The sequence below is a fragment of the Candidatus Methylomirabilota bacterium genome, assembly GCA_027293415.1.
GTDB lineage: Bacteria > Methylomirabilota > Methylomirabilia > Methylomirabilales > CSP1-5 > CSP1-5.
Genome location: JAPUFX010000017.1, coordinates 1 through 18,091 on the forward strand (window position 1 = coordinate 1; position 18,091 = coordinate 18,091).

The 18,091-nt window shown below is 59.4% G+C and carries 21 protein-coding genes and 1 pseudogene; 7 read left to right on the forward strand and 15 right to left on the reverse strand.

The features are described 5' to 3' along the window. Positions 1 to 258: D-aminoacyl-tRNA deacylase (locus tag O6929_01240; GenBank protein ID MCZ6479020.1), on the reverse strand; the 258-nt coding region annotated here is incomplete at its 3' end. Positions 259 to 730: 472 nt separating this feature from the next. Further along, positions 731 to 1,429 (reverse strand): hypothetical protein, encoded by a 699-nt coding sequence (locus O6929_01245; GenBank protein ID MCZ6479021.1) that lies wholly within the window; start codon positions 1,427 to 1,429, stop codon positions 731 to 733. A 285-nt stretch (positions 1,430 to 1,714) separates the two neighbouring features. Between O6929_01245 and O6929_01250 the strand changes: the two genes are divergently transcribed. The 4 genes from O6929_01250 to O6929_01265 all read left to right on the forward strand — a co-directional run bounded on the left by O6929_01250 (position 1,715) and on the right by O6929_01265 (position 3,683). After that, entirely contained in the window at positions 1,715 to 1,888 is a 174-nt protein-coding gene (locus O6929_01250) for a hypothetical protein (GenBank protein MCZ6479022.1), read from the forward strand. 6 nt (positions 1,889 to 1,894) lie between these two features. Further along, the gene (gene uppS, locus O6929_01255; protein ID MCZ6479023.1) at positions 1,895 to 2,677 is read left to right on the forward strand and encodes a polyprenyl diphosphate synthase; all 783 of its coding nucleotides are present in this window, start codon (positions 1,895 to 1,897) and stop codon (positions 2,675 to 2,677) included. A 218-nt stretch (positions 2,678 to 2,895) separates the two neighbouring features. After that, positions 2,896 to 3,441, forward strand: coding sequence for an isopentenyl-diphosphate Delta-isomerase (gene idi, locus O6929_01260; protein ID MCZ6479024.1), 546 nt, complete (start codon positions 2,896 to 2,898; stop codon positions 3,439 to 3,441). Next, entirely contained in the window at positions 3,438 to 3,683 is a 246-nt protein-coding gene (locus O6929_01265) for a hypothetical protein (protein ID MCZ6479025.1), read from the forward strand. Before idi ends, O6929_01265 begins: the two co-directional genes overlap by 4 nt. A 269-nt stretch (positions 3,684 to 3,952) precedes the next feature. On the opposite strand, the gene O6929_01270 is transcribed toward O6929_01265, so the two are convergent. The 7 genes from O6929_01270 to O6929_01300 all read right to left on the reverse strand — a co-directional run bounded on the left by O6929_01270 (position 3,953) and on the right by O6929_01300 (position 11,037). Beyond that, positions 3,953 to 4,918, reverse strand: a complete 966-nt coding sequence (locus O6929_01270; GenBank protein ID MCZ6479026.1) for a transposase — start codon at positions 4,916 to 4,918, stop codon at positions 3,953 to 3,955. 325 nt (positions 4,919 to 5,243) lie between these two features. Next, complete coding sequence (gene dcd, locus O6929_01275) at positions 5,244 to 5,798, reverse strand: dCTP deaminase (protein ID MCZ6479027.1); 555 nt, start codon at positions 5,796 to 5,798, stop codon at positions 5,244 to 5,246. Between the two features lie 121 nt (positions 5,799 to 5,919). Next, entirely contained in the window at positions 5,920 to 6,384 is a 465-nt protein-coding gene (locus O6929_01280; protein MCZ6479028.1) for a hypothetical protein, read from the reverse strand. A 10-nt stretch (positions 6,385 to 6,394) separates the two neighbouring features. Then, the gene (locus tag O6929_01285; GenBank protein MCZ6479029.1) at positions 6,395 to 6,694 is read right to left on the reverse strand and encodes a hypothetical protein; all 300 of its coding nucleotides are present in this window, start codon (positions 6,692 to 6,694) and stop codon (positions 6,395 to 6,397) included. A 129-nt stretch (positions 6,695 to 6,823) separates the two neighbouring features. Next, positions 6,824 to 7,021, reverse strand: coding sequence for a hypothetical protein (locus O6929_01290; GenBank protein ID MCZ6479030.1), 198 nt, complete (start codon positions 7,019 to 7,021; stop codon positions 6,824 to 6,826). Between the two features lie 87 nt (positions 7,022 to 7,108). Then, the gene (locus tag O6929_01295; protein ID MCZ6479031.1) at positions 7,109 to 7,450 is read right to left on the reverse strand and encodes a hypothetical protein; all 342 of its coding nucleotides are present in this window, start codon (positions 7,448 to 7,450) and stop codon (positions 7,109 to 7,111) included. 143 nt (positions 7,451 to 7,593) lie between these two features. Next, positions 7,594 to 11,037, reverse strand: a complete 3,444-nt coding sequence (locus O6929_01300) for a ribonucleoside reductase class II (protein ID MCZ6479032.1) — start codon at positions 11,035 to 11,037, stop codon at positions 7,594 to 7,596. Positions 11,038 to 11,400: 363 nt separating this feature from the next. On the opposite strand from O6929_01300, the pseudogene O6929_01305 reads away from it, so the two are divergent. Next, positions 11,401 to 11,616 (forward strand): annotated as a pseudogene (locus O6929_01305) (ferredoxin family protein). Between the two features lie 1,465 nt (positions 11,617 to 13,081). Here the strand turns inward: O6929_01305 and O6929_01310 are convergent. Next, positions 13,082 to 14,134 carry a tetratricopeptide repeat protein gene (locus O6929_01310; protein ID MCZ6479033.1) on the reverse strand — a complete coding sequence of 351 codons (1,053 nt, stop codon included), beginning with the start codon at positions 14,132 to 14,134 and terminating at the stop codon, positions 13,082 to 13,084. Beyond that, a complete protein-coding gene (locus tag O6929_01315) occupies positions 14,131 to 14,298 on the reverse strand; it encodes a hypothetical protein (protein MCZ6479034.1) in 168 nt (55 codons plus the stop codon). The genes O6929_01310 and O6929_01315 overlap by 4 nt, the downstream gene beginning before the upstream one ends. 155 nt (positions 14,299 to 14,453) lie before the next feature. Here O6929_01315 and O6929_01320 point away from each other — a divergent pair, with 155 nt between their 5' ends. Further along, on the forward strand, positions 14,454 to 14,621 hold the full coding sequence (locus tag O6929_01320) for a hypothetical protein (protein MCZ6479035.1): 168 nt from the start codon (positions 14,454 to 14,456) through the stop codon (positions 14,619 to 14,621). Between the two features lie 7 nt (positions 14,622 to 14,628). Continuing rightward, positions 14,629 to 15,120: a restriction endonuclease gene (locus tag O6929_01325; GenBank protein ID MCZ6479036.1), complete on the forward strand. Its 492-nt coding sequence runs from the start codon at positions 14,629 to 14,631 to the stop codon at positions 15,118 to 15,120. A 159-nt stretch (positions 15,121 to 15,279) separates the two neighbouring features. Here the strand turns inward: O6929_01325 and O6929_01330 are convergent, their stop codons facing one another. The 4 genes from O6929_01330 to O6929_01345 all read right to left on the reverse strand — a co-directional run. Next, on the reverse strand, positions 15,280 to 16,059 hold the full coding sequence (locus tag O6929_01330) for an ABC transporter permease (protein MCZ6479037.1): 780 nt from the start codon (positions 16,057 to 16,059) through the stop codon (positions 15,280 to 15,282). A gap of 10 nt (positions 16,060 to 16,069) precedes the next feature. After that, a complete protein-coding gene (locus tag O6929_01335; GenBank protein ID MCZ6479038.1) occupies positions 16,070 to 17,023 on the reverse strand; it encodes an ABC transporter ATP-binding protein in 954 nt (317 codons plus the stop codon). Then, the gene (locus O6929_01340) at positions 17,020 to 17,403 is read right to left on the reverse strand and encodes a DUF983 domain-containing protein (protein MCZ6479039.1); all 384 of its coding nucleotides are present in this window, start codon (positions 17,401 to 17,403) and stop codon (positions 17,020 to 17,022) included. The genes O6929_01335 and O6929_01340 overlap by 4 nt, the downstream gene beginning before the upstream one ends. Positions 17,404 to 17,486: 83 nt before the next feature. Then, the coding region (locus O6929_01345) for a DUF420 domain-containing protein (protein MCZ6479040.1) at positions 17,487 to 18,091 on the reverse strand (605 nt) is incomplete at its 5' end.

Below are 18,091 nucleotides of genomic sequence, written 5' to 3' on the forward strand. Positions count from 1 at the left end.
GAGGTGAGCAATCTTCTCCACCATCCAGTCCACTTCCTCTTGCCCGTCCTCCTTGCCCACCCCCAGGAAAACGACCAAGCCGAGGCCAATCTGCCCCACGGCCCCCCCGTCAATGATTACTTGAGCCCGGCGCACCCGCTGAATGACCGCACGCATCTCCGCTTCGCTCCAGCCATCATCGGTCAGCAGTCGGCTGTCAGCCTCGGCCGTCAATAGGGTGACAGGTGTTAGGTGCTGGGTGTTAGCAGGTCCGATCACCAGGCACTCATCACCAGTCACCAACCACTAGCGTTCCAGTATTCTAGTGCCGCACCAACTATTTTTCACTAGCATTCTGCGCTGGTGCGGCACTTCCGCTAGTCCCGAAAGCCTTCGGGATTCGGCGCTCGGCGTTCGCCTCGCTGAGCACCCCCCAGCAGGCGTAGGGGAGCCTCGGGGAGGAACACTCCTACCACCCCTCAGTCCCCCTGGCCCGCATTATTCACGAACGGAGTGTCTTCGTGAATAATGCGTCCCGCCGCTGCGGCGGGACTCAAGGCTAGCCCTGAGCGACGCCCCGCAAACGCGGGGCGGATTCGAAGCCCGGAGGGTAGATTATTCACCTCTGTGTGAATAATCCGGGCTGGCGGAAGCCTGGGGTGCTTACGAGGGGTTAGTTGAAGAGGCACTAGCACGGCTTTCGCGAAAGATGGTATTCAGCTAGGTTGAGTAATAGGAAGAAGAGGGGGCACTATCTCGTCTTGGATGGTGGTTTCACGGGAGCGGGCTCGGGGATCAGCCTCGGCGCCACGTGGTACTCCCGGAGCCGCTCCTCGAACTGGACCTCCCCGCGGCGGCCGATCCACCTCACATACCAGCGGACCTCGGGGGCAAACCAGTATTGGTCGGAATCCCGGCTACTCGCCTCGCGGACTACCTTGAGTGCAGGGAACCGCCCAGCGGGGACTTCAACGATCTCGGAAGCTACCACGGCAAAGGTTTCGGTGACTCGTTTGTCCTCGTCCAGTGCCTCGTAGACGCCGCGTTGGACCCACCGACTCCCGACTTCGAGGGGCCAGGTGAACCACGGCTGCGGAGGAATCATGCGTGCCTCGACCCGGGAGTCCCGCACAATGCCAGACCATCGGAAGTCAAGGGTGTAATACTGTTCACTGTCTCCAACCCTAACAACGTAATACCGGACCTTGTTGACCTCTTTGATCTCCAGGACCTCCACAGTCTTGGTCCCTGTGTTGGTTCCGCTCGTCCAGTCATACACCCACCGGTCGCCGGGTCGCCACTCGGGGGGCGCGTCGACGCGGACGATGGGCGGGGGAGCTACCCCGGCGGGCGCAGTGTCTCGCGCGGCACAAGCCACAAGCCAGAGAGAGATGGCGCCCAGGAAGACCGCCCACCAGCGGGCGCGCGCATAGCCATACACGGTTACCATTATAACCCTATCATCCACGAGGCGGTGGGGATGTCAAGCACCAGGTAAGCAGAGCCACTCAGGGTGGCGTCGTCAGACGCTTCTGTGTCCTGGTCTCGCTGGAGCGCAAAATTTTCACTGCCAACCCCCATTCCCGCACTGCCCTTGCAAGTCCCAGACCTGTATCTGCTGATTTGGATGGGGCTTAGGAAATCACACTTGCTGGAACGCAGTTTGCAGTATCTCCTACCGAATCGGGAAAATCTCCTTCAAAATGTGCTAAAATTTCCTGGTGGAGGGCCATACATGGAGCCACGACATCCTTCGTTCCTCGCTGAGCCAGATCCCCTTGAGCAAGACCCCGAAGAGCCCCTAGAAGTCCCTGATTACTACGAGGCCATGGAGGCTGAATGGCTGAGGTCGAATGGTGATGAGGATGGTGATCAGCCCGTCACCCCTGTAGACCCCCCCCAGGAGTAAGCCCTTATGCTCGATCCCCTGTCCCTGCTTTACGGACTCTACGAGCGGCGCCTCGTCCGCGAGGTCCAAATCAATCCCCTGCCCCGCCACATTGGCCTCATCCTGGACGGGAACCGACGGTACGCCCGTGAACTCGGGTTTGAGGACCCCCTGGCGGGGCACCGCGTCGGCGTAGATAAGCTCGAGGAGGTGATGGACTGGCTCGAGGAGCTGCAGATCAAGATCACGACCCTCTTTGCCCTCTCCACCGAAAATCTCACCCGTTCCCCAGCAGAATTGAACGGGATCATCGGGATCATCGAGGACAAGATGCGTTCAGTGGCCGTCGACCCCAAGATCCACCGCAAAGGGGTCCGGGTCCGGGCAGTAGGGCAGATGGAGCTGCTCCCTGCCTCACTGCAGGAAGCCATTGCCCTGGCCGAAGAGGCCACGCGGCACCACGACAACTTTTACCTCAACATCGCGGTGGGCTACGGGGGGAGGCAAGAGATTACGGACGCCGTGGGGCTGCTCTTGCGCGAGCGGGCCCGGCGCGGGGAGTCACTGGCCAAGGCCGCTGAGGAGATCACCCCGGAGGAGATTGGCAAGTACCTGTACACCTACGACATGCCCGACCCAGATTTGATCATACGCCCCAGCGGCGAGGTACGCCTCTCGGGTTTCCTCCTCTGGCAGAGCGCGTATAGCGAGTTCTATTTCTGCGACGCCTACTGGCCTGCGTTCCGCAAGATCGATTTGCTGCGGGCCATCCGGAGTTACCAGCAGCGGAAGCGTCGGTTCGGCACGTAGTAGCGGAGAGTGGAGTGTTGAGAGTCGAGAGACAGGAGACCGGGGAGCAAGCTGGATTGCGGATTTGGGACTTCGAGTCGTGAGCCTCAGTCGAACGATTTCGGATTGCGAATTTGCAGAAGCTAAGCCCTGAGAATGAACAAATCCGAAATTCGAATTCCGAAATTCGAAATTTCACCTGCCCTCAACTCTAGACTCTCGACCGGGGACAGAACAGTATGGAAGAAAAAGTTATCCTGGTGGATGCCGCTGACCGAGAAATCGGCATTGGGGAAAAAATACACACGCACCAAGAGGGGAAACTCCATCGGGCCTTTTCGGTATTCGTCTTTAACTCTCGGGGTCAATTGCTTCTTCAGAAGAGAGCACAATCGAAATATCATTCCGGGGGTCTCTGGTCAAACACGTGTTGTAGCCATCCCAGGCCTGAAGAGCCCACAGAAAAAGCAGCCCACAGACGTCTGAAAGAGGAGATGGGATTTGATTGTGCGTTGTATGAAATTTTCAGTTTTACGTATAAAGTGAAATGTGACAACGATCTCACTGAGCATGAATTTGATCACGTTTTTCTCGGTACGCTTGAGGGCGAACCCACTCCGAGCCCGCAAGAAGTGGACGAATGGAAATGGATTGATTTAGCAGAACTCAGACAGGACGTCCGGGAACACCCTGAGCGTTACACGTATTGGTTAAGGATCTCCATGGACGAAATCGTCTCGCATTTCGACCAGGAATGTGGGATCTCGGAGGGGCGAAGCAGATGATAACCGAATACATGTTTCTCACTCCAAGTGGCGAGATCCTTTATGATCTTCATGAGATCCGCCAGTACTTGGAACAGTACTACGCCGACCGGCAACCCTGCCCGCATTGCGGCTGCTACCTGATCCCCACGGGAGAGCGCCATAAGTTCGTGTTCCGCGTGTACCGGTGCGCCAACAGCATTTGTTCCGCCACCCAAAGGACTTTCAAACTTTGGCCCTTCTCACTCCGCCGGGCCGCCTAGCGCCGTTCCAACTTCTTCCGCCGGTTAAGATAAGAGTTTGGATTCGGACCAACAAGTTGGAACGGTACTAGCCAGACGCAGCAGTCAGCAGCCAGCTGTCAGCAGGAATCACGACGTGCTAGGAGGCTAGCAAGCGAGAAGGCTGGCGAGTCGTAACCCTGGCAAGTCCGGGAGCCGGCAGACACGCTTCCAGCAGACTCTTAGGTTTCTAGCCTTCCAGCCCTTTAGTACCTTCCATGCCACGCCGTGGGGTCAAGTCTGCTCTTGACTCATCTTTGCAGGCGCTGCCTAATCTTTTGGAACCGCCGCGCGGTTTCACCTCCCCTTTCTAGCTGCTCCTTCATCCTTCCAATCACGCTACCGACCGCCGAATAACCCCCGACCCTAAACAGCTTGGCAATTACCTCCAGCTTCATTCCGGCGAGCCGGCGGCACATATACATCGCCATGGCGCGCGCCTCGTTCCGCTGTCCCCGCCGACTCCGCAGTAAGTCCTCTCTCCTCCGTCCGTACACTTGCCCCACCACCTCAAGACAAGTGCTGGCGTCCGGTCGGAGATAGGCCTTGGCCTCGGGCACTTCTGCGAGACCGGTTTTTCTCTTCCTGACCCGTTTCCGAAGGCGCTTGTGCAAATCCTTCGACCCCAGCACCGGCAGCCACCGCCTGCTCTCATAGAACGCTCTAACCGGTTCTTCCACCTTAGAGCGCATGAACGTCAAAAACGCTCTCGGTCGATCCATTTTGGGAAACCGATTCAGGAGCTGCTCGACATCCAGCCATGCCGGCTGCCTCCTTCTGTCCAAGTAGAGGCGATAACTACTCCATGCGTAGGCCTCCGCGGAACGGACCAAGCCGACGGCGACCGGATTCTGGTGGATATATCTGGCCACCGATAGCAGGTACTCGTCAGCCCCCACCACGATCGCCTTGTACCGACCGCGAAATAGCGGCCCGTCTCGTTGATGTCGCCGGTTGTACCGCTGCGTGTACAACCCGTCCAGATGCCGCATGACCCGCGACAGGTTGGCCTGCGGCGTCTGGATGAGTAAATGATAGTGAGTGTCCAGCAGGCAGTAGGCGATGACTCGGATTCCCCACATTTCATGGCAGTCGGCCAGGAGCTGGAGGAACATGGCCCGGTCTGCTCGATCGGTGAAGACGGCCTGGTGGGCTAGGCCGCGGTTCATGACGTGGTAGTAGGCGTGCGGAAACTGAATGCGGAGCGGACGTGCCATGGCAGAAGAGTAGCAGGAGGGTGAAACATGAGTCAAGAGCAGACTTGACCCCTATTTCTGGCCGTTTTCACTCCGCCGGGCCGCCTAGTGCCGTTCCAACTTCTTCCGCCGGTTAAGATAAGAGTTTGGATTCGGACGAACAAGTTGGAACGGTACTAGCCAGACGCAGCAGCCAGCACGCAGCAAGAACGCTGGGACGCCAGTGATTGGTGGTTAGCGGCTGGTGTTCCCAACACCTCGAACCCAAGACCTAAAACATTGCTGACGGCTGATAGGTGATCGCTGAAAGCTGTTGCCGATAGCTGACGGCTGACCGCTGACTGCTTTAAATGCGAGGCAGGGTAATCTCTTGTTGGGCTTGATACTTCCCTTGCTTGTCCGCGTAAGACCGCTCGCACAGCTGATCCGCCTCGAAGAAGATCACTTGGGCGATCCCCTCCCCCGCATACAGCCGGGCAGGGAGCGGTGTGGTGTTCGAGATCTCGAGCGTCGCATGCCCTTCCCATTCCGGCTCAAACGGGGTGACGTTTACGATGATCCCACACCGTGCATAGGTCGACTTTCCGACACAAATCGTGAGGACACTGCGGGGAATCCGGAAGTATTCCACGGTCCGGGCCAAGGCAAAGGAGTTCGGCGGGATGATGCAGACCGGTCCCTGGAAATCGACGAAAGATTGCCGGCTGAAGTTCTTTGGATCCACGATGGTCGTATTGATGTTTGTGAAGATCTTGAACTCATCCGCGACCCGGATGTCGTATCCGTAAGAGGAGAGACCATAGGAGATTACTCCCTCCCGCACCTGTGACTCCTCAAAGGGATCGATCATTTTTTGGTCACGGGCCATGGCCCGAATCCACGCATCTGACCTGATGCTCATCTTCTCTCCCTCTCCCTAATGTGTTCCTCGGCATGATCGCCCGGTCGTACCGGGCCCGGTGTGAATCGCAAAAATCCCGAAAAAGGGAAGATGAGCGGGTCCGCGGAGGGCTACACGCAGGCTACTTCTCGGTCGGGGCGTCGAAGACCTTGATGCCGTCGATCCGCCAGCGCCCCTGCTCTCGGACGAGGTTATAGGTCTCGCGGCTCACCTTCCTTCCCTCAGGGGTCTCGAGACGAAAGCTGGAAACCACCGTGGCCTTCTCGCCGCGGACGATGGCGGGACTGACCCGCATGAAGAGGACCTGTGACCGAGGCTTCACGCCCTGGCGCTTGAGCTGCTCAACCCAATCTTTTGGGGACGTGTCACTCTGCTGCTTGGAGGAGAGGTACTCATACGTCTTGTCATATTTTCCATCGAGGAGGGCTTCAAGGTAGGCCCGAACCACCGCGCTCGGGACTTCGCGCCGATCCGGTTGCTCCGCCGCAACCGACACGGCGGACGCATACAGACCTAGCAGCATCGCGACAACCACCCGGCCTATGAGGCTCGGGATCCCCGTCGGATGGCGAAATGCTCGCAACAACGGAGGACCTCTAGCTCACCCCCGGGCGGAACATGGAATTGATGAGACCGCGGATCAGCAGGGCCCGCTCCCGGATTTCCCGGAGCTGCTCCACCCGTCTGAGCAGCTCCTGCTCCATCGACTCCGCTTCCTTGACAAACTCCGTGAACTTGGTCTCGCCCTGCTGATATATCTGTTCCCGAAATTGCGAGATGCGGTCCATCAGCTCGTTTGCAGGAATGGTCCGATCTTCTAACATTTTCGGCACCTCCTGCCGAAACCGATCTATCAGGGATAAAGGAGCCATCGCCAGGTCTTCGAGATGCTGCATGACCGAGTCCTCCCTTTACCAATCCCTGCGTAATTCACCGCCTAAAATAAACCATAACGAGGTTTGAAAGACAACAAAAAAAGAGGCTCCCGCCTCCGCTTCCCATCTTTCCGAGAAAATTCGCTAATTTTAGCCGGCTAAGCGTCTCTTCTTTACCGCCACCGCCGCCGGAGCCGGCAGCTCCTTCGGCGAGGAACGGCGGCGTTTTGGGACCAGGGGACGCGGCTCCTTGCGCTTGGCCCGAGCCCGCCGCTCCGCGCGGCGACGCTCCATAGTGATCCGCTCCATAAATCCCCGGATCTCCGCATCGGTCCACTCCTCATGCACAGTCCGCTCTCACCTCCTCTCCTGTTGATCTCGCTCCTTCAATCACATTATCCGCACCAGGCCGGCCGATGGCGCCACACACCAGCCTCACCCAGCTTGCCGGAGCAATAGCCTCGTTGGATGAAGTTCGAGTGCTCCTGCGAGGACTCGCTCCAAGATCTGCTTGACACCGGCGTCCGGGCCCGCCAGAACCCCGTCTACCAAGTCTCGCCAGAACCGGACTTGGATCAGGCTGTGGTGGTGACGTAACGCCACCAGACATTCTCCCTCACCTAGGTCTAGGACGAGGAGGTTCACCTCCCCGGGTTGAGCCACGCGATAGAGCACCTGCCACAGGATCTCCTCCAACCGCTCGGCCCGCCTCCGTCCCTCCAACTGTTCCGCCAGATTGACTTCTGCGGTGCTCGTGAGGAGATATTCATCAGCCATGATGCCCCTCCAGCACATAGAGAAGTTCAGGCTCTTACAGCAAACAATTCCTCACCTGCAGAAAACTGGCCTTTGATCCACCAACCATGCCTCGCGATGGTGCGCTCCCCCGACGCAAGATAGCGAGGGACGAAGTCTGCACGTCAGCACTCGCTAAAGCCGCACCAGTAGCACTTCCGACACCCTTCCTCGCTCACCAAGGTCGCTTGCTGGCAGTCCGGGCAGAGGTCGCCGACTTTGGTCAGCGCCGTTTCGGTCACCTTTCGCTCCCTGACTTCGGTCAGGCCGATATGTTGGGCCAAGGCCTGCGCCAAGGCATCTGGAAGCGAGAGAACCCGCTTTCGTCCAAATCCCAGAGGCCTCCCCCCGCCAATCCCACTGAGCTGTCCCACAATTTCGGCCACCCGATCCCGGGGAGACATGCCTTTCGGCAGGGGAAGTCGAAGGATCAGTGAGATCAAGCGCCCGAGGGCCTCTGCATGGGCCATGGTCTCGCTGCCGGCCTTTCCCACGCTGACGAATACCTCAAAAGGTTCTCCGGCACCCTTGCCATTGTCATTCACCGTGATAAACGCGGTCCCCGCCGGCGTCTCCATCCGATAGGTTTTCCCCGCTAACTCTTCGGGCCTTGGCTCGATGCCAGTCCAGACCTCCACTGCGGGCTCGGCCCCGGCTTCCGCCTTTTTCTTTGTGCCGAGATGAAGCACCTGGTCTGCCTTGCATCCATCTCGGAAGACGGTGATCCCGATGCAGCCGAGGTCATAGGCCAAGAGATACGCTTTGGCGACATCCTCCTCGGTGGCTGAATGGGGGAGGTTGATGGTCTTGGAAACACCGTTATCGGTATACTTCTGAAAGGCCGCCTGCATCCGGACATGCCATTCGGGTGCGACCTCGTGGGCGGTGACGAAAATCCGCTGGATGTCGTCGGGGATCCCCGAAAGGTCTCGCGCTAACCCGCGCTCGGCCACTGCCTTCATCAGCTCCTCACTGTAAAAACCTCGCGCCTTGGCTATCCGCTCGAAAATAGGGTTGACAAAAGTGAGGTGGCGATCCCCCACAATGTGGCTGAAGGCAAGCGCAAAGACGGGCTCGATCCCGGAGGAACAGTTCGCGATGATAGAGATGGTGCCAGTGGGTGCGATCGTGGTCACCGTCGAGTTACGGAGAGGCCGCTCGTCCTGGTAGATGCTCCGCGACCAGTTGGGGAATGGCCCTCGCTCCTCGGCGAGGTTGGCCGACTCATTATGCCCCTTCTCCTCGATAAACCGCGTGACCTCCTCGGCGAGTCTCAAGGCCTCCTCACCGTCATAGGGGATACCCAGCTCGAAGAGGAGATCTGCCCAGCCCATCACCCCAATCCCAATTCGCCGGTTGGCCTTCACCGACGCATCGATCTCTGAGAGGGGATAGGGATTGGCCTCGATGACGTCATCCAGAAACCGGACGCTCAACCGCACTACCCGCTCGAGGCCCGCCCAATCGATTGTCCCCTTGCCGTTGCCCGCCGCCGGCCTGAAGAAGGTCGCGAGATTGATCGAGCCCAAATTGCAGGCCTCATTGGGATAGAGGGGTTGCTCCCCACAGTTGTGCACGACGAACCCGTTGGCAACGAAACTGTGTGTGAGCGGTTCGTTGAGGTCGAAAACCGGTTCGACACTATCGGGTTCGAGCGATTTGACCCGCGCGACGAACATCTCTCGATAGGGACCGCGCCTATACGCGCCGAGCGTCCGCACCAGCCGGTCCTGCTTCGCTGCCGTCAGAAAGCCGATCTCCTTAGCGAAGGTCGCCAGTCCCGTCCGGCTTATCACCAAGTCGTGATCAGGTTGACACTCGTATGCAACCACCCCTCCCCTCCCGTCTGGCAGGGATGTGGTCCGTGCGGAATGTCGATTGGCGTAAAGTCGCGAGGCGATGCCGAAGTTCAGCAGCATTCGCTGAACGTCCCTCAACAGCGGCAGGGAGATCGACGTCAGTCGGACCGATACGCCCTTCTTCAGCGTCCCGCTGATATGTCCGTCAGCGGTGAAGAGGGCCTGGAGGAGCCCGCGCTGTAAATCCTCGGAGCCCGCGAGGACCTCAGGGGGAACGTGACTCAGCTTCGTATCCTGCGAAACGCGATACCGTTCCAGCACTCGCCGCGCGAACCGGACTGAACTTACCGTTGCCTGATCCCGGCCTGTAACCTCAACGGCCGTAATCGCGTACCGATCCTCCGCGCCGCTCCCGACCATGGCGTTGATGTACGCAGCGAAGAGGGGGGCGAGCTCGCGCTTCTCGTGTCCGTAAAATCGAAGGATGACCCCCTTGTCGGGCCGGATATGGCCGTCCCCGATCAGCCACCCGAGCAAGCGGCCTTCCTCGAGGAAGCCTTCTGATCCGAAGTCCCCCTTCCGGTCCACGATGTGGACGAGATCGCCGGGCCGAAGGGTGTCCGCTCGCCGCCAGCCATCAGGCGTCATGAGGCGGTGGTCAGCAGTCAGGCGGACCTCGTAGCCCTCTTCCGTCACCAACCGGTAAAGCGGCTTGACCCCTGTCTCAAACACCGCGCACGCCGGAGCCCACTCACCGGCGTCGAAGCGGGAGTCCAGGACGACGTCCACCGCTCTGCCAGCCCGGGAAAGCTCGTCCGCGCGGACGAGCCCGCGTGTGGTGGAGATGAGCGTGTCGCCCGCGATGCACGGGTTGGTCGCCTCCACCTCGCCCATGACCGGAGTGGGATTCGCGCGGCCGGCGTTGCACCGGTCGATAAAGAAAAGTCCGGGGTCCCCGGTCCGCCAGGCGGCTTTGACGATGCGGTCAAAGACGTCGCGCGCCCTGAGCTTCCCCACCACCTCTTGTGTGTGGGGCGTGACCAACTCGTACGCCTCATCATTCCGAAGGGCATCCATGAATTTTTCGGTAATGGCCACCGAGATATTAAAGTTGGTGATCCCCCCATCGAGCTTGGACTCAATGAACTCCAGGACATCGGGATGATCTATCCGGAGGATCCCCATATTGGCACCCCGACGAGTCCCGCCCTGCTTGACCGCCTCGGTAGCACCGTTAAAGACGCGAAGGAAACTGACCGGGCCTGAGGCCGTCCCACCGGTCGAGCTGACGATGGCATTCTTGGGCCGGAGGCGAGAAAAAGCAAAGCCGGTCCCGCCACCCGATTTGTGGATGAGGGCGGCCGCCTTCACCGCCTCAAAAATTTCCTCCATGCTGTCCCCGACCGGAAGCACATAGCAAGCCGAGTATTGCAGCCCGTTCTGCTTTCCGGCATTCATGAGGGTGGGAGAGTTTGGGAGGAAGACGCCGTCCACCATGAGGTCGTAAAACCGACAGGCAATTTCGTGGATCTCTTCGGGTGACTTCCCCCACTTTTCTTCTACAGAAGCGAGTTCAGCCGCAACCCGCCAGCACATACCCTCAGGGGTCTCCAGGACCTTGCCCCCCTGCCGGGCAAGGTATCGCTCCTGCATCACCCGAAGGGCGGACTCAGACCAATTCCCCTTCTTGGCAGGAGGATCGGGGAAGCGGTCGAGGAATCTTCTTCCACTCCCTTTCACTTTAGTCACCAATCGGGAGTTGCCCATCATTTCCGGCCTCCTTATTATGAGAAGATGGCTGAAGACACCTAGTCGCGGCCCCGGACTCCACAATTCATCCACATGCTTTTCCACAACATTTGGGGCCTGCACCTCAAATATCATACAACATATTGTGGTTGTCAAGCAAAAAATGCAGGGGAGTAACAATGCTGTAAAATTTGTCCTCTCTTCTCTCGCGGAGCACGATACAAGACATCACTACGGACTTACCGCGAGCCTTCAGAGATCGGCCAAATGCGCACATTTTCTTCTTGCCTCAGCCAGGAGGACTCAATACAATTAACAAGTAGAAGGGGTTTTTTCCTGCTTCCAATTCCGTCGTTCCAACACGAGAATAACGGGGGGAGGGGTATGACCTATATCGTCACTGAACCTTGTATCGGCACCAAGGACCGGGCCTGTGTGGAGGTCTGTCCCGTCGAATGTTTTTACGAGGCGACGGACATGCTCTACATCCACCCCGACGAGTGTATTGACTGCGCGGCCTGTGAGCCGGTCTGCCCAGTCACGGCCATCTTCCCGGAGGACAGCGTCCCCGATCAGTGGAACTCGTATACCGAGAAGAACTACAAGTTCGATTACACAAATGCCCCCCACGCCTTGACCAAACAGATGTTGGGAGACCAGGAGAATCTTGGGACCACCTTCACCGTAGAGGGCAAAACGGTCACGCTCCCACCACCTTACGGCGGCCCGGCGCCTCCGCCCCCCACGGCGGAGGCCGCGCCTGCACCAAAGACAGAGGCCGCTCCGGCTCCTGCACCAGCGGCAGCGGCACCTGCCCCACCACAGGTGGAAGCCGCGCCCGCAGCAGCCGCCCCTGCGGTGACCCCGGCGGCCCCTGCACCGGCGGCCGCGCCCGTCAGGGCGGTAGCAGGCGATGCTCTCTCACAGGTGGCCGAGGCCGCCGCCGCGGCGGCCGAGGCGGCGGCCCGCGCCGCCGAAGCGGCAGCCGCGGCCCTCAGGTTGCTCCTGGGAAAAGCTGACGGGCGGACGGTTTCTGGGGCACCGTCCGCCCTAGCAGTGCATCCCCAAGCTGCTCCCGCTGCGAAGCCAGCGGAGGTCAAGGCTGTTTCGAAGGCCGAGGTGCCTGCCCCGCAACAGGTGGCCGCAGCGGCCCCGGCCCAGCGTCAAGCAGAAGAGGCAAAGGTCGCTGGTCCCGACTCCTCGTTCGAGCATGCGAAAGAAGTCCTCTATGCCCTGATCGATTTCGAGAGTGGAGCCCGGGCCGCAGACCCTGCGGAACTTTCCCGGGCCGAGGAGACTGCAACCACACTCTTCGATGAAATCGCCAAGGCGGTGGGGAAGCGGGACTATGACCTTCAGGACCTTCAGAAGAAGGATGTCGCGTTACGCCAGAAGATGGAGCTCGCCAATTCCATCGTCGATCACGTGGGCAGAACCCGATTACACATCGAGGTGCAGAAACAGCGTGGCCGGACTCGGAAGCAAATCCCAGGCGCTGTGATGTCCTTCGCGATTGCGGGGGCCTGCACGGCGCTTGGACTCTATTATGCGTTGACGTATAGCTTTTCCACGACGGGCACCCCTAGCCTCAAGGATCTGCTCACCGCCCCCTTCACCTCGGAGGGGTTCATGCCTTTTCTCGGCTTTAACCTCTTGGGGGGATTCTTCGCCCTGCTCGGCCTGCTAGCCCTCCTGAAGCTAGGCCGATCGTGGGTGGAGACCTGCCACCTGGAGGCCCTCCGCCCCGACGAGTTCGGTGCCGCCTCCTTGCGGCCGCGGCGCTTGTCTTGGATTCACCGATTAAAGATCGAGTCGCAGCGCATCCTTGACACCCAGCGCATGTTGCAGGCCCTTGCGGCCAAGAAGCGGTAGCCCGCATTATTTACGAACGGAATGTCTTCGTGAATAATGCACCTGCAGATGCGGGCTCGGCCGCACCGGCAGGTTTCGATCCCGCCGCTGCGGCGGGCCTCAAGGCTAGCCCTGAGCGACGCCCCGCAAACGCGGGGCGGAGTCGAAGCCCGGAGGGCTGATTATTCACTTCTATGTGAATAATCAGGGTTAGTCACCCTTTTGTGGTGGCCAGCGTCCTTCGCGCTCGGAGGGTGCGAAGCGCAATCACTGCGACGACGGCGAGAAAGCCGAAGAGGAAGAGGATCATCACCTGCCCGTGGCTGGCTATGTAGGCCTGTAGCCAGAGGAGCAAGTAAATATCATTGCTGCTCTGCTTCCAGGCTCGACGGTAGGCCTGAATGGCATCGTTGTATCGCCCTCGAGACTCGTAGGTCTTCCCCAACGCGTACAGGGCCAGTGTATATTGGGGGTTTATGGCAAGCGCCTTTTGAAGGTGCGTTACCGCCTCCTCGATCTTGCCCGCTTTCTGGTAGGCCAATCCCAGGTTCGTTTGGATCATCGGATTTCTGGAATCCAGGGTGGTGGCCTTTTCGAGAGCCGCAACCGCTTCCGGGTACCGCTGCATTTTGTACGAAAGCCAACCCAGGTCGTTCAAGAGGCCAGCATTCTCTGGATCTAACTTGACGGCCGCTAAGTAATACCTCATCCCCTCTGTGTAGTCCCCCCTCGCCTCTACGAGGACACTGCCGAGGCCGGCGTGAGCCCGGGCCAGCCGGGGCTGCAGCTTCACAGCGGTCTCAAAGGCAGCTATGGCGTCTTCGTAGCGGCGCAGCTCCATGAGGACCCAGCCGCGGTTGACCAGGGTATCGGCGGCCCTCGGCTCTGCCTCTACACTGTGCGCAAGCGCCTTGAGGGCCTCATCCCACCGTCGCTCGCGACCGTACAGAACCCCCAAAAGATTCCATGCAATGAAGTCGCCCCTCTGCCGGGCTACATGGGCCTCCAATATTCGGATGGTCTCTGCTGCCGTGCCCTCCTTTTTGTAGACGTCCCGGAGGCGCTCGAAAGCGATCGGATGCTCGGGGAAGATCTGGAGGGTTTGCCGGTAGGCCTTGACTGCCTCCTCATACTTTCCTGACCGACGGAGGGTCTCCCCCCGGTGGTAGGCGAGCATCGCCCTCTCCTCCAGCTCGAGTGAGGCGTGGGCAGGGGAGAAACCTCCCAGCAAGACCCCGATGATCCACGGGAGTAAGACGCGCCTCATCCCCCCCTCCTTTGAAGGAACCAGCCCATGAGGAACAAGAGAACCCCGATCCCGAGGAGGAGCAATTCGGGCCCCATGCCTTGCTCCTCGGAGATCCCGACATAGAAACCCACCATCAGATTGGCCATCCCTAGCACCTGCAGCCCCCGGCCCAGATAGTACATCTACTCTCCCGTGCCCAAAAAAACTTCCCCACTATAACGGACGGTCGCAAGGGTGTCAAACCGGCCAGAGGAAGACGGAAGAGAGGGGAAAAGAGCCTTGCAATACCGGGGGGACCTGGCTACAATCGAGCCGGCTAGCTAGCGGAGACCCAACCATGGACCAGTTCATTATTATCCTGACCAAGCCCGATAACATTCCCATCATAATGCTACTGATCTCGGCGGTGATCTGCCTCTACGTCGCGCTCAAGCAGGCCTTCAAACACGACCGGCTCATCGAAGAGGGGCGCGAGGACGAGATCTACGAGGACATGATCAAGTAGGATCGCCATGTTTCTTGTGGTCTTCATCTCCATCGCGTTCGGCTTTCTTCTGATTGCCCTGTTGGTTTTTGCCAAGCCCAGCAAGCCAGCGGTCGAACGAGAGGGGCGTCGCCCGGAGGCGGCCTCGAGCTTTGCCCACCTCACCATGGAAGACTTCAAGCGGCTGTGTCTCACACTCGTCGAAGAGATGGGGTTAGTGGTGAGTTCCTGCGTCCCAAGTGGACCGCGGGAGTTGGAGATCGCAGCCGTAAACCCCCAGCCCATTACGGGGGGTGACTATCTCGTCCACTGCACCCATCCCGAGGACGGCTTCGTCGCTTCAATCCAAGTCAACGCCCTTCGGGATCACGTCAAGGGCGAACAGGCCACGAAAGGCATCTTCATCACGACCGGCTTCTTTGCCGAAGAGACTTCCAAAGTAGCGGAAGGGCCTCCCCTTGAGCTTATCAATGCCAAGCGCCTCGAGGAGCTGATCCAGGATTACCGCCTCGTTACGTAGCCCACCTGTCCTCTCTGAGCTGTCCGCAGTCAGCAGCTTTCACGCAGTCACCAGGGGTATTTCGAATTTGCAATTTCGGATTGCGGATTTAAAATCCTAAACTCTGGACGTGCGAAAAATTCGAATTTCGAAATCCGAAATTTCACGCCTCCCAGCGTCCTAAGCGGCGCTCCGACGAGCGGCGTTTGTAGCAGCGACAAAGGCGACCGCGGTGAACAACACGGTGAGGACGAGGGAGAGGAGGAGCGGTGGCGCCTCGCCCACCGCAGCAGGGTTGCCAAGGTACAGACACCGCCGAAAGGCCGCCACGCCATACGTCAGGGGATTCAACCTCATAGCCCACTGCAGCCACACGGGCACACCCGCGGCGGGGAAGAAGGCACCGGAAAGGAGCCAGATCGGTATCAGGATCAGGTTCATGATCGCATGGAATCCTTGGACCGATTCCATCCGCCACGCGATTACCAATCCGAGACTCGTGAGTCCAAAGGAGATAACAAACATCACTGCCACGGCCGCCACGACTGCAGACATGGTCAGGGAAATGCCAGCGGCCGGTGCGAGGAGGAGAAAGAGTACCCCCTGCAACAGGGCCAAGGTGGCACCCCCGAGGGCCTGACCAAGCACGATACTCGAGCGGGTGACGGGAGCCACCAGGACCGCCTGTAAGAAGCCCTCCCGTCGGTCCTCCACGGTGGAGATCGTGGCAAAGATGGCAGTGAACAAGAGCACCAGCGTGATGATCCCCGGGTAGAAGTATTCCACATAGGCAGTCCCCTCCGGAGTTCCGGGAGGTCGAAACGAAGCGCTGAACCCTCCGCCGAGCAAGATCCAGAAGAGCAAGGGTTGTACGAGCGCTCCCACCAGGCGACTTCGCTGGCGGCAAAACCGTACCATCTCTCTCCACCACAGGGTCATCACGGGCAGCCAAAGCCGCACAGCAGTTGCTCTAGGCATCATCGCTCCACAGGCGCCGCCCGGTGAGGCGGATAAAGACATCTTCGAGTGTCGGTCTTCCGAATGTCGCGGATTTCACCGCACCAGGAAAGGCGTCCACCACCTCCCGGACAAACTCATGCCCGCATGGGTGCTCCACACGCAGGGCTCCGTCAATTACGCTCGCTTCACACCCGAACCGCTCGCGCATCTTCACTCCCATATCCTCGGGGTTATCCGCCCAGATGACCACCACGTCACCACCGACGCTCCCCTTCAACGTCTCCGGGTCTCCCATAGCCACCAACCGCCCCTGGTGAAGCACGCCGACCCGGTCGCACTGCTCGGCCTCATCGATGAGGTGGGTCGTGAGCAGAATAGTCACGTTCTCCTGCTCGCGTAACCGGCGGAGGACCGTGTTGAAATCTTGGCGGGCGCCGGGATCGAGGCCGGTACTCGGCTCATCCATGACCAAGAGCTCCGGGCGGTGGACCAAGACCTTGGCCAACTCGGCTCGCCTCTGTAAGCCCCCAGAAAGGGTCTTCACCGGGTCGGAGGCACGATCCCCCAATCCGAGCTGGTCAAGGGTCGCTCGAGTCCGGCTGTGCAGGGCCCGACCCCACAGCCCATAGAGATGTCCGTGGTGCATGAGGTTCTCCATGACGGTGAGCTGCGGATCGAGGCTGGGGTGCTGAAAGACCACCCCCAACCGCGGCCTGACGGCCTGCGACTCATGCGCAAGATCATGCCCAAACACCCGAACACTGCCGCCTGTCGGGGGCATGAGGGTCGAGAGGATCTTGAACAGGGTCGTTTTCCCCCCGCCGTTCGGGCCTAGGAAGCCAAAAATCTCTCCGCGCATTGCGGAAAACGTCACCCCGGCGAGGGCTTCCCGGGCGCCGTACGTGTGACGCAGCCCCTCGACTTCGACGGCAGGAATATTCATGTCTGTTCTTGCTTTGGTCACCGTCGAGAGCTCCGCTCACCATGTGCGTTCTCGGGATTGAAAATATAATCAAAGCTCAGCCACAGGCTTCTGGCGTACCGGAAGAAGAAGAGCGGAAAAAAGACGGCGAACGTGCACCACAGGATCAGCTGCTGAGTGAGGGACATGCCGACGACCAGATCAAGTGAAAAATATCCCGCGATCATCAGTACCGCAGTAACTGCATAATTGACATAGATGGCTCCGACAAAGTATCCCTGCTCTCGTTCGAACTGGAGATCGCAGGACAGACAATGAGAGTACATGGAGAAACGGCCGCTAAACAGGGGTGCGGCACCACATCTCGGGCATCGCAAGTTAACGCCCCGGCCCATAATCTGTCCGATGCGTTGGAGATCCATCTCATCCTTGCGCTCGAAGCGATTCTAGCACAGACAGACTCCGTGCAGTGATCCGACGCCTGCAGCTGCCTCTTCACCCCCATTTACCGCGGCGGGTAGAGCTGGTAGAGCATCACATAGACGAGGACCCCGGTCACCGAGACGTATAACCAAATTGGAAGAGTCCAGCGAGCAATTTTTACGTGTTTGTCAAACTGGGCGTTCAAGGCCCGATACACCGTGGTCAACGCCAATGGGACGATGACAGCAGCGAGGATGATGTGGGAGATGAGGAGGGTGAAGTAGACCGGGCGAATCCAGCCCCGGCCAGAAAAGGGGATCGAACCCACCTGGTAATGGTGTATCAGATAGGACACCAGAAAGAGGCAAGAGACCCCGAAGGCTGTGACCATGCAGATCTTGTGGCTGGTCACCTTTTTCCGTCGGATGAAGAGATACCCGATCGTGAGGAGTACGGCGCTCGTTCCGTTCAGAAAGGCATTCACTGCAGGCAAGCCGGAAATCGTACCACTTTCCTCGACCTGGGCCTGGCGACCCAACAGAATGAACGCCACACCCAAGAGGACGACAATAGAGACGAGCCCGATGCCTGGGAGAACCAACCGATCTTTCATATCGTCATCACCGCGAGACCGCCGCTCACCGCATGGGATGGCCCACAGTTCATGCCCGATGGTGGCGCCCCACC

Bases quoted from the DNA above. Each gene is read 5' to 3' on its own strand.
- O6929_01245 (MCZ6479021.1), bottom strand. From the start codon at position 1,429: ATGGTAACCGTGTATGGCTATGCGCGCGCCCGCTGGTGGGCGGTCTTC.
- O6929_01250 (MCZ6479022.1), top strand. From the start codon at position 1,715: ATGGAGCCACGACATCCTTCGTTCCTCGCTGAGCCAGATCCCCTTGAG.
- uppS (MCZ6479023.1), top strand. From the start codon at position 1,895: ATGCTCGATCCCCTGTCCCTGCTTTACGGACTCTACGAGCGGCGCCTC.
- idi (MCZ6479024.1), top strand. From the start codon at position 2,896: ATGGAAGAAAAAGTTATCCTGGTGGATGCCGCTGACCGAGAAATCGGC.
- O6929_01265 (MCZ6479025.1), top strand. From the start codon at position 3,438: ATGATAACCGAATACATGTTTCTCACTCCAAGTGGCGAGATCCTTTAT.
- O6929_01270 (MCZ6479026.1), bottom strand. From the start codon at position 4,918: ATGGCACGTCCGCTCCGCATTCAGTTTCCGCACGCCTACTACCACGTC.
- dcd (MCZ6479027.1), bottom strand. From the start codon at position 5,798: ATGAGCATCAGGTCAGATGCGTGGATTCGGGCCATGGCCCGTGACCAA.
- O6929_01285 (MCZ6479029.1), bottom strand. From the start codon at position 6,694: ATGCAGCATCTCGAAGACCTGGCGATGGCTCCTTTATCCCTGATAGAT.
- O6929_01295 (MCZ6479031.1), bottom strand. From the start codon at position 7,450: ATGGCTGATGAATATCTCCTCACGAGCACCGCAGAAGTCAATCTGGCG.
- O6929_01300 (MCZ6479032.1), bottom strand. From the start codon at position 11,037: ATGATGGGCAACTCCCGATTGGTGACTAAAGTGAAAGGGAGTGGAAGA.
- O6929_01310 (MCZ6479033.1), bottom strand. From the start codon at position 14,134: ATGAGGCGCGTCTTACTCCCGTGGATCATCGGGGTCTTGCTGGGAGGT.
- O6929_01315 (MCZ6479034.1), bottom strand. From the start codon at position 14,298: ATGTACTATCTGGGCCGGGGGCTGCAGGTGCTAGGGATGGCCAATCTG.
- O6929_01320 (MCZ6479035.1), top strand. From the start codon at position 14,454: ATGGACCAGTTCATTATTATCCTGACCAAGCCCGATAACATTCCCATC.
- O6929_01325 (MCZ6479036.1), top strand. From the start codon at position 14,629: ATGTTTCTTGTGGTCTTCATCTCCATCGCGTTCGGCTTTCTTCTGATT.
- O6929_01340 (MCZ6479039.1), bottom strand. From the start codon at position 17,403: ATGGATCTCCAACGCATCGGACAGATTATGGGCCGGGGCGTTAACTTG.